At 58.4% G+C, this 13,573-nt stretch carries 13 protein-coding genes; 4 read left to right on the top strand and 9 right to left on the bottom strand.

The window, feature by feature from the left end; all coding sequences use genetic code 11:
• Positions 1-27: 27 nt before the first annotated feature.
• The 5 genes from BMZ81_RS04815 to BMZ81_RS04795 all read right to left on the bottom strand — a co-directional run bounded on the left by BMZ81_RS04815 (position 28) and on the right by BMZ81_RS04795 (position 3,766).
• Positions 28-870 carry a DegV family protein gene (locus BMZ81_RS04815; RefSeq protein ID WP_091129280.1) on the bottom strand — a complete coding sequence of 281 codons (843 nt, stop codon included), beginning with the start codon at positions 868-870 and terminating at the stop codon, positions 28-30.
• 191 nt (positions 871-1,061) lie between these two features.
• A complete protein-coding gene (locus tag BMZ81_RS04810) occupies positions 1,062-1,637 on the bottom strand; it encodes an ATP-binding cassette domain-containing protein (protein WP_091129278.1) in 576 nt (191 codons plus the stop codon).
• A complete protein-coding gene (locus BMZ81_RS04805; protein ID WP_091129275.1) occupies positions 1,628-2,410 on the bottom strand; it encodes an ABC transporter permease in 783 nt (260 codons plus the stop codon). Before BMZ81_RS04805 ends, BMZ81_RS04810 begins: the two co-directional genes overlap by 10 nt.
• Positions 2,411-2,436: 26 nt before the next feature.
• Entirely contained in the window at positions 2,437-3,465 is a 1,029-nt protein-coding gene (locus BMZ81_RS04800; protein ID WP_091129476.1) for an ABC transporter substrate-binding protein, read from the bottom strand.
• A 31-nt stretch (positions 3,466-3,496) separates the two neighbouring features.
• On the bottom strand, positions 3,497-3,766 hold the full coding sequence (locus BMZ81_RS04795) for a TM1266 family iron-only hydrogenase system putative regulator (RefSeq protein ID WP_091129272.1): 270 nt from the start codon (positions 3,764-3,766) through the stop codon (positions 3,497-3,499).
• A 414-nt stretch (positions 3,767-4,180) separates the two neighbouring features.
• On the opposite strand from BMZ81_RS04795, the gene recG reads away from it, so the two are divergent.
• On the top strand, positions 4,181-6,229 hold the full coding sequence (recG, locus tag BMZ81_RS04790; RefSeq protein WP_091129271.1) for an ATP-dependent DNA helicase RecG: 2,049 nt from the start codon (positions 4,181-4,183) through the stop codon (positions 6,227-6,229).
• Between the two features lie 110 nt (positions 6,230-6,339).
• Here recG and BMZ81_RS04785 read toward each other — a convergent pair whose 3' ends face one another.
• Genes BMZ81_RS04785 through mtaB form a run of 3 tightly spaced genes read right to left on the bottom strand, consistent with a single transcriptional unit; the run spans position 6,340 to position 9,181 of the window.
• On the bottom strand, positions 6,340-7,275 hold the full coding sequence (locus BMZ81_RS04785) for a hypothetical protein (RefSeq protein WP_091129268.1): 936 nt from the start codon (positions 7,273-7,275) through the stop codon (positions 6,340-6,342).
• Between the two features lie 13 nt (positions 7,276-7,288).
• A complete protein-coding gene (yfbR, locus tag BMZ81_RS04780; protein ID WP_091129267.1) occupies positions 7,289-7,864 on the bottom strand; it encodes a 5'-deoxynucleotidase in 576 nt (191 codons plus the stop codon).
• Positions 7,865-9,181, bottom strand: coding sequence for a tRNA (N(6)-L-threonylcarbamoyladenosine(37)-C(2))-methylthiotransferase MtaB (mtaB, locus tag BMZ81_RS04775; protein WP_091129263.1), 1,317 nt, complete (start codon positions 9,179-9,181; stop codon positions 7,865-7,867).
• 108 nt (positions 9,182-9,289) lie between these two features.
• Between mtaB and BMZ81_RS04770 the strand changes: the two genes are divergently transcribed.
• From BMZ81_RS04770 to BMZ81_RS04760, 3 genes are all read left to right on the top strand, one after another.
• Positions 9,290-10,423, top strand: coding sequence for a cysteine desulfurase family protein (locus tag BMZ81_RS04770; RefSeq protein WP_091129262.1), 1,134 nt, complete (start codon positions 9,290-9,292; stop codon positions 10,421-10,423).
• A gap of 71 nt (positions 10,424-10,494) precedes the next feature.
• The gene (locus BMZ81_RS04765; protein WP_091129259.1) at positions 10,495-11,883 is read left to right on the top strand and encodes an MATE family efflux transporter; all 1,389 of its coding nucleotides are present in this window, start codon (positions 10,495-10,497) and stop codon (positions 11,881-11,883) included.
• Complete coding sequence (locus BMZ81_RS04760) at positions 11,880-12,710, top strand: putative RNA methyltransferase (protein WP_091129257.1); 831 nt, start codon at positions 11,880-11,882, stop codon at positions 12,708-12,710. The genes BMZ81_RS04765 and BMZ81_RS04760 overlap by 4 nt, the downstream gene beginning before the upstream one ends.
• Positions 12,711-12,809: 99 nt before the next feature.
• On the opposite strand, the gene BMZ81_RS04755 is transcribed toward BMZ81_RS04760, so the two are convergent.
• Positions 12,810-13,523 (bottom strand): SGNH/GDSL hydrolase family protein, encoded by a 714-nt coding sequence (locus BMZ81_RS04755; protein ID WP_091129254.1) that lies wholly within the window; start codon positions 13,521-13,523, stop codon positions 12,810-12,812.
• Positions 13,524-13,573: the final 50 nt, after the last annotated feature.

Below are 13,573 nucleotides of genomic sequence, written 5' to 3'. Positions count from 1 at the left end.
TTAGACCGTCCGCTCCCCTTTATATTCTTATTTCTTCCGCAGATAGACCAGCCCCAGCGTGTCCGGACCGCAATGGCAGAAGATAGTACATCCCGCCTGGCTCTCCACAATTTCTTCAAAGCGGCCATCTGCCAACAGGGCTTTTCTGGCTACATCCACCAGTCCCGGCGTCCGACAGGTATCTACCAAAAATACCCGCTTGGTATCAATATCCGTCCGCCCGGCCAGGCGGTCACGTACATATTCCGCCAGCACCTTTTCCATGGAGCCCCGGTATTTCTTCGTCACAGACATTTTCCCGTCAATGACCTCCACACAGGGATGCAGCTTTAAAAGGTTGGCACCCAGTGCCGTGACAGAAGAGCACCGCCCACCCTTTTTCATATAGTCCAGCCGATCCAGCACAAAGCTGGTTTCCACCCGGGAGACCATATCCTCCAGCATAGCCAGAATTTCACTGACTGTCTTGCCTGCTGCCGCAGCCTCTGCCGCTGCCAGCACCAGGATACCGTGACCCACCGTCAGATTGGCGGAGTCCACCACATAGACCTCCGGAACCTCCTCTGCCGCCAGTTTGGCATTTTGATAGCAGCTGGAAAATCCCATGCCCAGATTCAGGTGAATCACGGCATCGTATCTGGCAGTCATTGTTCGGAACAGGTCCTCGTAATCCGCAATATTCACAGCATTGGTCGTAGTAATATCCCCGCCTGCATCCACGTGGGCGGCAATATCCTCTGTATGGATATTTATCCCGTCCTGATAAAGCCGATCTCCCTTGACAATCCCCAGCGGAATGACAGACACATCATATTGTTCCAGCAGATGGTACGGCAAATCGCAGGTGCTGTCGGTGGTAATTTTGATCATGCGGTATACGCTCCTTCCGGTTTGTCAAACCGTATCTGATTCTTTTCATGTGATGAGATATCACCTATGAGAGGTTATTGTACCATAGTTTCCCCAGCAATTCCAGTCCTTCCATCAAAACCACATGATTAATTTTTACCTTACAGATAAAACCGTCCTTCCCGATAGGAAGGACGGTTCTTTTACTGTTTTTATAACTCCAGCACAACTGTCTGCGCATCCAGGCCCGCCGCGTCATCCCGGCTATGTGTCACCAAAAGCACTGGCTTTCCTGCTGTTCTGGATCGTATACAGGCAATGGCATGCTTTCGGTTTTCTTCGTCCAGCCCGGTAAAGGGCTCGTCCAGCACCAGCGCGTCAAAGGGAACCAGCAGCGCCCGGGCCAAGGCCAGCCGCCGCTTCATGCCGCCGGAGTACTCCCGGACAGGCTTGCCATGCTCCCCTGACAGTCCCAACTCTGCCAGCAGGGATTCTGCTCCGGCCTGATTCAGCTCGCCTCCCAGTACAAAGCCGAGATTCTCCATGGCGTCCAGCTGCTCCAGCAGCCGGTCCTCCTGAAAAACGGCGGCGAACCGTCCTTCCGCAGTCCCCCGGACGTTTCCGCTGTCGGGACGCTCCAGCCCCAGCAAAATACGGAGCAGCGTGGTCTTTCCGGCGCCAGAGGGCGCCATCACGCAGGTAACGCCCGGCCCAGCCGTAAAGGAAACGTTCTTCAACACCTGCACGCCGTCATAGGATTTGCACAGGTTCTCCACCTTTATTTCCATCCGGCCCCCGCCTTTCGTACCAACGCATCCACGCCCCACAGAAACAGACGCTCAAATACCACAGACACGCCCACAATAACGACAGTCCAGGCAAACAGGTCCGGCGTCTGGAAGTACACCTTGGCGGTGTACAACCGTTCCCCCATGGAGCCGGCAGGCAGGCCAATCACCTCCGCCGCAATTCCGGCCTTCCAGCAAAGGCCAAGGCCGAGGGAAACCGCGGAGCGGAAATAGGGCAGCACCTGAGGCGCATAAATTCCCCGCAGCCTTCTTGAAAGCGGCACCTGGAACACCTTGGCCATTTCCAGCAGTTTGCCATCCGTTGCTTCAATGCCTGCCAGCACATTCAAATACACCGTCGGAAACACCATCAGGGCAGCAATGAACAACGAGAGATTTTCCGCATCCAGCCACACCAGGGCCAGAATGATGAAGGAGGCCACCGGCACCGCCTTCACCGCCGCCACCAGCGGATACAGCAGTTCCCTGAACCGCCGGCTTCCGGCGGCCAGCGCCGCCAGAAGCACCGCAGCCACGCAGGCAAGGGCAAAGCCGCCCAGAATCCGCAGGGCAGACCACCCAACCGCCTTCCAGAAGGAAGCGGTGCCCGCCAGCTCTGTCAGCCGGAGAACCGCGGAAAGAGGTGAGGCCAGCAGCAGTGCCCCGTGGGGATATGCCGCCCGCAGGACCATGCTGCCTGCCTGCCAGACCAAAAGCCAGAACGCCACCGCCCACAAGCGCATGTGATGGGATGTCCCCGTCTCTCTCCTCATGAATTCCTCCGCTGCGGCGTGTGTGATTATGCGCCGTAATAAAAATCGTCTCTGGGCAGCTTTCCTCCCACGGAATCCGCATTCGCGTCAAAGAGTACCTGGAGATAGCCGGAGAGTTTCTCCTGCATCTTCTCACCGGTAACGCACACGATGTTGCAGTGGGGCAGGGCCTTCTCCGCCACGGGAGACGCCTCCACAATACCGTACTCTGCAACCAGCGCCGCGGCGTTGGCCGTATTGGCGTTCACCCACTCCACTGAGGCGGCATAATCAGCAAGGAAGGCGTCCACGGCGGCGGGGTTTTTCTCCACCACTTCCCGCCTTGCCACCACCACGCCGGTCAGCAGGGCGGAGCCGTTTTCCAGTGCGTCCCACTCCTCCGTCAAATCCAGGGCCACCCGCAGGTCTGTGATTTTGGTCTGCGCCACGGTGACAAAGGGCTGGGGCAGCAGGGCAATCGTGGCGCTGCCTGTGGCCAGGGCCGCCACACACTCGCTGTGCTCGCTCTTCCAGTCGATGGTTACATCTATATCCGGGTCAATGCCGTTCTCCTTCAGGAGATACCGCAGGGCGTACTCCGGTGTGGAGCCCTTGCCGGCCGCCACAATCGTGGTGCCCTTAAGGTCTGCCATGGACTGAACCACGTTGCCGTTTTCCACAAGATACAAAACGCCCAGAGTATTGATACCCAGCGTCACAATCTGCCCCTCCGTCTTATTGTACAGCACAGAGGCCAGATTGGCCGGCACACAGGCCATGTCCAGCTCGCCCTTGATGAGGGCGGGGGTTACCTCGTCCGCAGCGCCTGCAAGGGTGAAGGTATAGTCGTTGGATACCTCGCCGCCGTTTTCCGCATCGCTCATCAGCTTCACAAGGCCCATGGCGGTGGGACCCTTCAGTGCCGCGATGGAATATGCCTCCGGCGTCAGCTCCGCCTGTTCCTCTTCCGGCGGCTCCGCGGCGTCCGTGACGCCGGGCTGGTCGTTTTTCCCGCCGCAGGCTGCCAGAGACAAGGTCATCAGCAATGCCAGCAGCAGTGCCGTGCTTTTTTTCATCCAGTTCATTTCGTTGTTCCTCCCAAAAATTTTATTGGTCTGCTCCCTGCAGAGCCTCTTCCGGGGCGTAGACGGTCTTCGCCGTTATACCGGCCAGCCGCCCGATCTTTCCGGACAATGCGGAAATCACGTCCGCCGGGGCGTCGACGGCCACACTGATAATATTGACGCCCCTTCGGTGATAGGGTACCCCCATTCGCCCGATGATATAGGCACCATACTGGTGCAGCAGCTCATTCAGGGCCGCCACAGCCGTATTTTCCCGGACAATAATGGCCACCACAGCCACGCGGGTCTCCATACCGCTTCCTCCTCTGCCAGATAAAATAGAAACTCCCCTCTGTCATCCAGAGGGGAGTGAAACGTACCGTCTCACCAGCACGGAACGGTTCCTCCGCACGGCTGGCTCGCCGTTTCACGACATACCGGAATTCCGCGCACCGCTTCAAAACGGTCCGCCGTATCACCGGGATTTTGCCGCTTTTCCCCGTCTTATGGCGCGGACATCTTCCTTGCCACCAGAACGACAGAATGGTTTGTCTGTCAGCGGTCAGAAACTCTTCCCGCAGACTGGAATATTATAGCACCGCATTCTCCGGCCGTCAATCCTGCATCGCCAGGATTTTGCCGCGATTTGTTGCAGAATTCCTTTTCAAATTTCTCCAAACCGATTATAATAGCAGGTATCAAACTTTTTAAAGAGAGGGGAGATCCCATGGCAGACCTGACCACCTCGGTCCAGTTCATTAAGGGCATTGGGGAACAGCGGGCCAAAGCCCTGGCAAAGCTCGGAATTGTAACGCTGCGGGATCTGATCTCCTATTTTCCCCGAAAATACGACGACCGCCGGAGCACTCGCCGCATTGCGGACCTGATCCCCGGGGAGCCTGCCTGTGTGGCGGCCATGGTGACTTCGCCGCCCACCGTCTCCCATATCCGCAGGGGATTGGACCTGGTCAAGCTCCGGGCGGTGGATGAGTCCGGCGTGTTGGATGTGACCTTTTTCAACCAGGCCTGGTTGAAAAACAGCCTCCACCAGGGAGAGACCTATATCTTTTATGGCAAAGCAGAAGGTAACCTTCTCCGCCGGCAGATGGCAAATCCCGTGGTGGAGCCGGCAAACCGCCGGGAGGTCACCGGCTGCATCGTCCCCATCTATCCTCTCACCGCAGGAGTCAGTCAGCTGATTCTCTCCCGATCCGTCCGGCAGGGGCTGCATGCCTGCGCGGAGATTCTGCCGGATGCCCTTCCCGATGAAGTGCGGCGGGATCATCAGCTCTGCCGCATTGAATACGCCTACGAGAATATCCACTTTCCGGAATCCGCCGAAGCATTGGATATTGCCCGGCGGCGCCTGGCCTTCGAGGAACTGTTTCTCTTCGCCATCGGCCTGCGCCGCATTCGCTCACGGCGGGAGGTGGTGTCTGTCCCCCCCTGCCGCAGCGTGGAGATGGACGTGTTCTACCGTGCCCTGCCTTTCTCTCTCACCGGTGCCCAACGCCGCTGTGTGGAGGAAGCGCTCTCTGACATGCGCTCCGGTGTCCCCATGAACCGCTTATGCCAGGGGGATGTAGGCTCCGGCAAGACCATGGTGGCCGCCGCCTGCGTGTACTTCTGCGTAAAAAACGGCCGGCAGGCGGCGTTGATGGCCCCCACGGAAATCTTGGCTCAGCAGCATTACGCGGGTCTGGATCCCCTGATGGAGGGCCTTGGTATCCGCTGCGCCCTGCTCACCGGCTCCACCCCCGCCAGAGAGAAAAAGGCCGTCGCCGCCAAACTGGCGGCAGGAGAGCTGAACTTTATCATCGGCACCCACGCCCTGCTTTCCGGAGGTGTGGATTTTGCGGATTTGGGGCTGGTAGTAACAGACGAACAGCATCGCTTCGGTGTGGCCCAGCGGGCGGCGCTCTCCGCCAAGGGACTGCATCCCCACACGCTGGTCATGTCCGCCACGCCGATTCCCCGGACTCTGGCGCTGATTCTGTACGGCGACCTGGATGTCTCCATCATTGACCAGCTGCCCCCCGGACGTCTTCCCATCGAGACCTTTGCCGTCCCCGGCAGCTACCATCCCCGGGTCTATCAGTTCATCCGCAAGCTGGCCGCGGAGGGGCGGCAGGCCTATATTGTCTGTCCGATGGTAGAGGAAAACGACGAGCTCCCCGATGAGCGGAAGGCCGTCACCGCTTATGCGGCCATGCTGCAGCAGGAGGTTTTCCCGGATTTGAAGGTATCCTTCGTCCACGGCAAGATGAAGCCCCGGGAGAAGGACGCCGTCATGGCCGCCTTTGCCGCGGGAGAGGCCCACATCCTAGTGTCCACCACCGTCATCGAGGTGGGCGTGGACGTGCCGAATGCCGCAATTATGGTGATCGAAAATGCGGAGCGGTTCGGCCTCTCTCAGCTTCACCAACTGCGTGGCCGGGTGGGCCGAGGCAGCTGGCAGTCCTATTGCGTCCTGATTTCCGATAATCGCAGCGAAGAAACCCGTCAGCGTCTGAAGGTGATGACGCAAACCTGCGACGGCTTCAAAATTGCTGAGGAGGATCTGCGGCTCCGGGGCCCCGGGGACTTTTTCGGCGTCCGACAGCACGGTCTGCCGGGACTGAAGATTGCGGATCTCGGCTGCGGCACAGAACTTCTGCAGGAGGCACAGGCCGCTGCGGATGCCCTGCTGGCCGAGGATCCGGAGCTGACCTCCCATCCCGCCACAGCGGCGCGGGTGACGGAGCTTTTTACGGAGGCATCTGATACCCTGAACTGAGTGGGTACATCGTCCTTTACCCCAGGCTTCCCTGTCTGTTCCTCTATGCACAGCGGCGCTTCCTTTCATCAAAAAGCGCGTCCGGGAACATTCCCGGACGCGCTTTGCCGTTACGCCTGTATAATCAGATTGTCGGACTCCGCCCGCAGACTCTCCGTCTCCCGGACAACGGCCGCCTCCATATCCCGCAGTCTGGCCAGCACGCTCCAGATCTGGTCCCTGGTTCCCTGCACCTTTCTCTGTGAGTTGTGAATCCGATCCAGCACGGCCCAATCCGCAAACAGGCCATCAAAAAAGTAGTCGGCAAATCCCAGGAATCCATCGATCTGCACCTGCAGATCCGCCTGGATGGTCACATCGGTCAGCTCCGTCCGGAAGCGCCGCAGCTGCACCTGCAGGTGCTCTACCTTCCGCTGGGCGTCATCCAGATGGCCGTGTTTGGCAAGATCCGTCAAAAGTCCGCCGCCAAGCAGATCCCAGGTGCCCCAGCCCTCGGCACTGGAAAGGCTGGCAAGAATGCCGTCCGCTGTCCGCAGCGTCTTCTCTCCCGCTTCAACGGCTTCCCGCAGCTCCCGCTGCTGTCCTGTAAGATACGCCAGGCGCTCCTCCATCTGCCGCAGGCGGCCGCCCACCGGTGCGCCGGCAGCCTTCAGGGCCGCGGCCTTCTCCGCCAGCAGACTGCGGTAACGTTCCTCGCCACCGCACAGTGTCCGAAGCTCTGTCTCCGCCGTCTCTATGTCCTGACGCACCGCATCCAGCTCCCGGCAGACGGCATCGTGCCGCACGGCGGCCTGATAGGCCTCCTCCCGCTCCCGGTCCAGCCGGTCCTCCAGAGCGCCGGTGAAGCGGTAAAAGTAGGCCGCAAGGCTTCCGCCCTCCAGCCGGTCCACATCCGCCTGTTCTGCCGCACGGCTTTCTGCCAGTTCCGCCTCCCGCTCTTCCAGACGGCGCAGCTGATGTCTCAGGCTCTCCAGCCGGGTTTTCAGGTGCTCTTGGCGGAGCAGCTGTCCGCGCAGGGCGCGGATCTGCTCATCGTATGTCTCCATATGTGCCCCTCTCTTATTTCAGCTCGTCCAGCGTCAGGGAGAAGCTGTCCAGGAAGGTTTCCAGAAAATAGGCCACCTCCGGAAGGCCATAGCTCTCCAGCGCCCTGCGGGTCTGGGCAGCGGCCTCCCGAAACTCCGTGTTGCCCGCCTTCAATTCCTCCACGCACTTGATATAGGCAGAGAGCTTGTCCGCCGCCTTCACCAGCTGTGCCGTCTCCGCATCCCGGACAGTCAGCAGCGGTGCGTAAACCCCCTGCAGCTCCTCCGGCAGCATCTCCAGAAGCTTCCGTTCCGCCACCGCCTCCACATCCTTGTAGGCGCTGCGGATAGCGGGGTTGTCGTACTTGATGGGCGTCGGCATGTCGCCGGTTAAAATCTCGCTGGCATCGTGATACAGCGCCGCCACCGCCACCGCACCGGGATCGGTCTTTCCCCCGAACTTCTCATTGCGGATGACTGCCAGCGCATGGGCCAGCACCGCCACCTGGTGGCTGTGTTCCTGCACATTTTCCGGCGCCGTGTTGCGCATCAGCGCCCAGCGCTGGATAAACCGCATCCGGGAGATATAGGCAAAAAAATGACTTTTCATTCAGCGTCCTTCCTGTTTCTCCAAACGTTCTCCCACCAGATACTCTCCCCGAACCTCTGTAATCTTTACCTGCCGCACCTGGTTGTGGAGGTTCGTACCGCCGGCCAGCACCTCCATATAGTTAGGTGCGTGGCCGGAAAATTTTCCGTCCCGCGGCTGCTCAAACAGCACCGGATAAGTCTCCCCCACGCAGCCCTGCAGATATGCCGCGTGAAGCTCGGCCGCAACGGACGCGGCCCGTCTTGCCCGCTCCTCCTTGACCGCCTTCGGCACCTGGGTCATCCGTGCCGCCGGAGTGCCGGGCCGGATGGAATAGGGGAAGATATGCATCTGGGCAAATCCGCACCGACGGATAAATTCCAGCGTCTTTTCAAATTCCTCCTCCGTCTCCTCCGGGAAGCCAGTGATGAGGTCTGTGGTCACGGCAGGGCGGTCAAAGGTCTTTTTCAGCAGCTCCACAGACTCCAGATAGCGCCCTGTGTCATACTTCCGGTTCATTCGCTTTAATGTGGCGTCGCAGCCGCTTTGCAAAGACAGGTGGAACTGCGGGCAAAGGTCCGGCAGGGCGGATGCCCGGCGGCAGAACTCCCCGGTAATGGTGCGGGGCTCCAGGCTGCCCAGCCGGATTCGGACGCCGGGCGCGGCGGCGGAGACCGCCTCCACCAAATCAATCAGCGTCAAACCGTTTTTAAAGTCGTGGCCCCAGGAGGAAATTTCGATGCCTGTCAGCACAATCTCCCGGTAACCGTCGGCCTGCAGCACCGCCGCCTGCTCCGCCGCCTGCGCAAGCGGCAGGGAGCGCACCGGCCCGCGGGCATAGGGAATGATGCAGTAGGAGCAGAAGTTGACGCAGCCGTCCTCCACCTTCAGCATCGCCCGGGTCCGGTTCTCCATTCCGCCGGCAGGCAGAACCTCAAACACCCGGCGCTCAAAGGACTGGTCAACGGCCTCCAGCGGCGCGGTCATTCCCGCTGCCTTCGCCACCACTGTCCGCTCCAGCAAGTCAATAAAACCGGTGCGGTCCCCGGTGCCGGCAATTAAATCCACATCCAGCTCCCGCACGTCGTCGGCATGGGTCTGGGGATAGCAGCCGCACACCGCCAGCACCGCCTCCGGATGCTGCCGCCGGACCCGGTGAAGCACCTGGCGGGACTTCTGGTCGCTGACGGCGGTAACGGAGCAGGTGTTCACCACATAGACGTCCGCCGCCTCAGAAAAGGGCACCGTCTGGTGGCCCCTGGCATGGATGGCCTGCTCCATGGCCTGGGTCTCATATTGGTTCACCTTGCAGCCCAAGGTGTAAATGGCAACTTTCATGGAATCTCCTTGCACTTTCTTCAAAACCTCTATATAATGCTAAACGCACCTTTATTATATGTGATTTGACGTATTTGGGCAAGTCCCAATACGGGGAGGCTTTTTACAATGATTTATCTGGACCATGCGGCTACTACACCGGTTCCAAAAGAAGTGGCCGATGCCATGTACACCGTGCTGACGGAGCAGTACGGCAATCCCAGTTCCCAGTATCCCGCCGGGCAAGAGATGAAAAAGCGGATAGACACATGGCGGAAAACTGTGGCGGACGCACTTGGCTGCGAGACCAGGCAGCTCTTCTTTACCTCCTGCGGCACCGAGGGGGACAACTGGGCCATCACCGCCGCCTGCTGGCAGAACCGGCACCTGGGAAAGCACATTGTCACCACTGCGGTGGAACACAGCGCCGTGCTGGAGTGCTGCCGCTGGATGGAGCTGCAGGGGTATGAGATCACCCGCCTCAGTCCGGACGGCCACGGGGTCATTACGGCGGAGCAGGTACTGGACGCTGTGCGGCCGGACACGGCGCTGGTTTCTATCATGATGGTGAACAACGAATTGGGCAGCGTTTACCCCATCGCAAAAATTGCGAAAGGGCTTTCCGCGCGAAATCCCAAAACGCTGCTTCATACAGATGCGGTACAGGGATTTTTAAAACTTCCCTTTTCCGCCAAGGCTCTGGGGGCAGATTTCGTCACGATTTCCGCACACAAGGTTGGCGGCCCCAAGGGAATCGGCGCATTGTATATTGGCAGCCGGGTCCGAAGCCCAAGGCCCCTGCTGGCCGGCGGCGGCCAGGAGTTTGGACTGCGATCCGGCACGGAGGCCACCGCTCAAATTGCCGGCTTTGCAAAGGCCGTGGAACTGCGTGCGGATGGTCTTCCGGAGAAGCTGCGACATATGGCAGAGATCCGGGAATATGCAATCCGGAAACTCACGGAAATTCCGGATTTACAGCTGGTGGGCAGCGGCACTGCCCCCCACATTCTGGCGTTTTCCCTAGTAGGATGGCCCAGTCAGAACATCGTCAACGATTTAGGCGCCCAGGGCATCTGTATCTCTGCCGGTTCCGCCTGCCATCAGGGAAAGCCCAGTCATGTGGTATCGTCTCTGCACCTGCCGAAAAAAGTGGCTGGCGGTGTCATCCGCCTGAGCTTCGGCCCCGAGACCACCTTCGCCGAGATTGACGCCTGCGCCGAAGCGCTCCAGCGCCACCACGACGCCCGGATGCCTATGCTGTGAGCGCCAAAGGCCGCAAATGCCACCTTTCCTTCATCCATCCAACATACAATGACTGAATTAAGAGGTTTTATATGTTTTCATTTCTCCGGCGGGAGCCGGGTTTTTACAAGCAGATGTGGCTGCTGGCTCTGCCGTTGATTTTACAAAATCTCATCACCACTTCCCTTGGATTTGTGGATACCTTTATGGTGGGACTTTTGGGTAACACAGAGCTCTCTGCCGTCACAGCCGCCAACTCCCCTGTCTATCTGGTTCAGCTCGTCATTTTTGGTCTTATCAGCGGCCTGACGGTACTGGTCAGCCAGTATTGGGGAAAGGGGGATACCGAAAGCATTAATCGCTGTATGGGTGTTGCCCTGTATACCGGCGTCTCCATTGCGGGAGTGGTGGCGTTGCTTCTGTCCCTGTTTCCACACTTTTTTATGGGGCTTGTCACAGACAACGCCCTGCTGATTGAAACAGGTGCGCCCTATCTTCAGATTGTAGGCTTCAGCTATTTGTTCAACGCCGCCAGTTCTGTCTATATCGGCGTGCAGCGCAGCACGGAAAATCCTGTCATGGGGATGAGTGTTTTTGCAGTCTCCATGCTGTTGAACACATTTTTAAATTATCTCCTCATCTTTGGCAAATTTGGTGCCCCGGCACTAGGTGTTACCGGCGCAGCCATCGCCACCCTGCTCTCCCGTATTGTAGAGTTTTTCATCGTCGTGGCCTATGCACTTTTCAACCGCCGGGTGCCGCTGCAGCCCCGTGCGCTGTTCTGTCCGGGAACTGCGATTCTTCAACGCTTTATCACCTACTCTACCCCGGTGATTTTTAACGATACGATGTGGGGCCTTGGCACCACCACCCTGACTGCCATCATGGGCCATATGACTATCTCCACACAGATGCTGGCGGCTTATGCCATCATGGGCAATATCGATAAGTTCTCCACAGTGGCCTGTTTCGGCGTGGCAGGTGCCGCCTCTGTCATTGTGGGAAAGCGGATTGGCGAGGGGAGCAAGCGAGAGGAAATCTATTCTCTGGGCTGTTGTCTTCTGACCGTTTCCCTGCTGATTGGTACCATTGTGGCAGTTCTTCTCGCCATTGCGCTTCCGGCAGCTTTCATTCCCTATCTCTATCCTCTTTTCCATCTGGATGGACTGGCGCTGGAAATTGCTGTCACCATGTGTATCGTATATATCTGTGTCATGCCCATGCGGGCCTTTGACATCACCAATATCACCGGGCTTCTGCGCGCCGGCGGCGACGCCCGCATGGCTACCGTTATCGACCTCTGTCCCCTGTGGTTTGCGGCCATTCCTCTGACTGCTTTGACGGGGCTTGTGCTGAATGCCCCGGTGGCTGTGGTGTGCCTTTCCATCCAGACAGAAAATTTCTGCAAAATGCCATGGGGAATTCACCGGCTACGCAGCCGCAAGTGGATCAATGACGTGACAGGAGGCGGCCACTCATGAGTCTTTTCATCTGTCCCATCTGCAAAGCGCCGCTGGAACGCGCAGGATCTGTTTACCGCTGTCCGGAAGGCCACAGCTATGACATTGCCAAAGAGGGCTATACCTATTTGCTGCCGCCCAATCAAAAGCATTCTTCCGCCCCCGGTGATGACAAGGGCATGGCTGCGGCCCGGCGCGCCTTCCTCTCTAAGGGATATTATCAGCCGCTGCTGGATGCGCTTTGCCATTTGGCAGTATCCCACACCGGCACCGCACCCGCTGTTTTGGACGCCGGATGCGGCGAGGGGTATTATACCGCTGGCATCTGTCAGGCACTGGAAAATGCCGGAAAGCATCCCCGGATGGCAGGGACTGACATCTCGAAATTCATTTTGCGGGCTGCCGCCAAGCGAAAAACAGATGCAGAATTTGCAGTGGCCTCCTCTTACCATCTTCCTCTGGCGGACCAGTCCTTGGATTTGCTGATTGACTGCTTTTCCCCTTTGGCACTGGGCGAATTTCAGCGGCTGCTGAGGCCCGGCGGAATCTTTTTGTATGTGGTGCCTGCAGCAGATCACCTGTGGGAGCTGAAGCAGATTCTCTATGACACCCCCTATCCAAACGAGGAAAAGGAGACGCCTTACGACGGTTTTTCCTACGAGGCCATTATTCCGGTAAATGGGACGATCACCCTGCCTTCCCGCACGGATATTCAAAATCTGTTTCAGATGACTCCTTACTTTTGGAAGACCCCAAAGGAAGGGAGCCAGCGTCTGGCGGAGCTGGAAACCTTGGTGACAAAGATTGCCTTCCGCATTCATGTGTTCCGCCGGTGTGGGAATTTTTGATACAGCTTGCCTGCATCAAAAAATTTTCACAAGGCAGGTTCGCCACCTATAAACCAACTGTGCGCGCACCCTTTTGGGTGCGCGCACAGTCATTTTCGTTCAGGCGGTCTGCTGCCGCAAAGCCTTTTCCCAGCGAAGTCCGAATTCCCGGAACGCTTGGGTAATCAATTCCTGCCCGGCAGAGTTGGGGTGGGTGCCGTCTGCACAAATCAGCGTTTCGAGATGGCCGTGATTTAAAAAAGTCCCCCGGACATCTACCAAGGCGGCGCCCTCTTCCCGGGCCACCTGTTCCACTATTCTGGAATAATGCTCCTGGTGTGCATAAATATTGGAGATCCCCCCCAACCAGCGCCGCACCGCCGGCTGATCCAGATCCTTGCACCACCAGTCAAAAAACCGCTGCGGCTCCAGGGGCGGCAGCGTCACCAGGACAGGGACCATGTCCCGCTCCTGTATCTTCCGGATCATGGTGCGGTAACGCTCCTTGAACTCCGTTGGCGGCACGTGGGGTTGGTGCGTGCCTGCAGGATCTGCAGCAATCTCCGGCCAGGTGTAGTCACAGTCGTTGCCGCCAAAATCCATCACCACCGCATCACAGGGTTCTGCCCGGCTCAGCAGGCGATCCAGCAGGCGCGCACCCTTCACGCAGGTGGCGCCAAAATGGGACTGATTGCGGACAACAAGGCCAAACTCCCGCTCCAATGCCGGGATATCTATCTCATTTTTTGTAATATATCGGTTGGTAGCCGGATCTACCTGGACTCCCTTTAAGACGGAATCCCCCAGCACCTGAATTTGTGTGAGACGCTTCATTGCAAATCCACCAAACCATATAATATAGTCTATAAAACTATATTATATGG

The sequence above is a fragment of the Oscillibacter sp. PC13 genome, assembly GCF_900115635.1.
GTDB lineage: Bacteria > Bacillota > Clostridia > Oscillospirales > Oscillospiraceae > Oscillibacter.
This window is presented reverse-complemented; position numbering and strand designations above follow the sequence as displayed.

Coding starts and splice junctions, on each gene's coding strand:
- BMZ81_RS04815 (WP_091129280.1), bottom strand. CDS start 870: ATGATCAAAATTACCACCGACAGCACCTGCGATTTGCCGTACCATCTG.
- BMZ81_RS04810 (WP_091129278.1), bottom strand. CDS start 1,637: ATGGAAATAAAGGTGGAGAACCTGTGCAAATCCTATGACGGCGTGCAG.
- BMZ81_RS04805 (WP_091129275.1), bottom strand. CDS start 2,410: ATGAGGAGAGAGACGGGGACATCCCATCACATGCGCTTGTGGGCGGTG.
- BMZ81_RS04800 (WP_091129476.1), bottom strand. CDS start 3,465: ATGAAAAAAAGCACGGCACTGCTGCTGGCATTGCTGATGACCTTGTCT.
- BMZ81_RS04795 (WP_091129272.1), bottom strand. CDS start 3,766: ATGGAGACCCGCGTGGCTGTGGTGGCCATTATTGTCCGGGAAAATACG.
- recG (WP_091129271.1), top strand. CDS start 4,181: ATGGCAGACCTGACCACCTCGGTCCAGTTCATTAAGGGCATTGGGGAA.
- BMZ81_RS04785 (WP_091129268.1), bottom strand. CDS start 7,275: ATGGAGACATACGATGAGCAGATCCGCGCCCTGCGCGGACAGCTGCTC.
- yfbR (WP_091129267.1), bottom strand. CDS start 7,864: ATGAAAAGTCATTTTTTTGCCTATATCTCCCGGATGCGGTTTATCCAG.
- mtaB (WP_091129263.1), bottom strand. CDS start 9,181: ATGAAAGTTGCCATTTACACCTTGGGCTGCAAGGTGAACCAATATGAG.
- BMZ81_RS04770 (WP_091129262.1), top strand. CDS start 9,290: ATGATTTATCTGGACCATGCGGCTACTACACCGGTTCCAAAAGAAGTG.
- BMZ81_RS04765 (WP_091129259.1), top strand. CDS start 10,495: ATGTTTTCATTTCTCCGGCGGGAGCCGGGTTTTTACAAGCAGATGTGG.
- BMZ81_RS04760 (WP_091129257.1), top strand. CDS start 11,880: ATGAGTCTTTTCATCTGTCCCATCTGCAAAGCGCCGCTGGAACGCGCA.
- BMZ81_RS04755 (WP_091129254.1), bottom strand. CDS start 13,523: ATGAAGCGTCTCACACAAATTCAGGTGCTGGGGGATTCCGTCTTAAAG.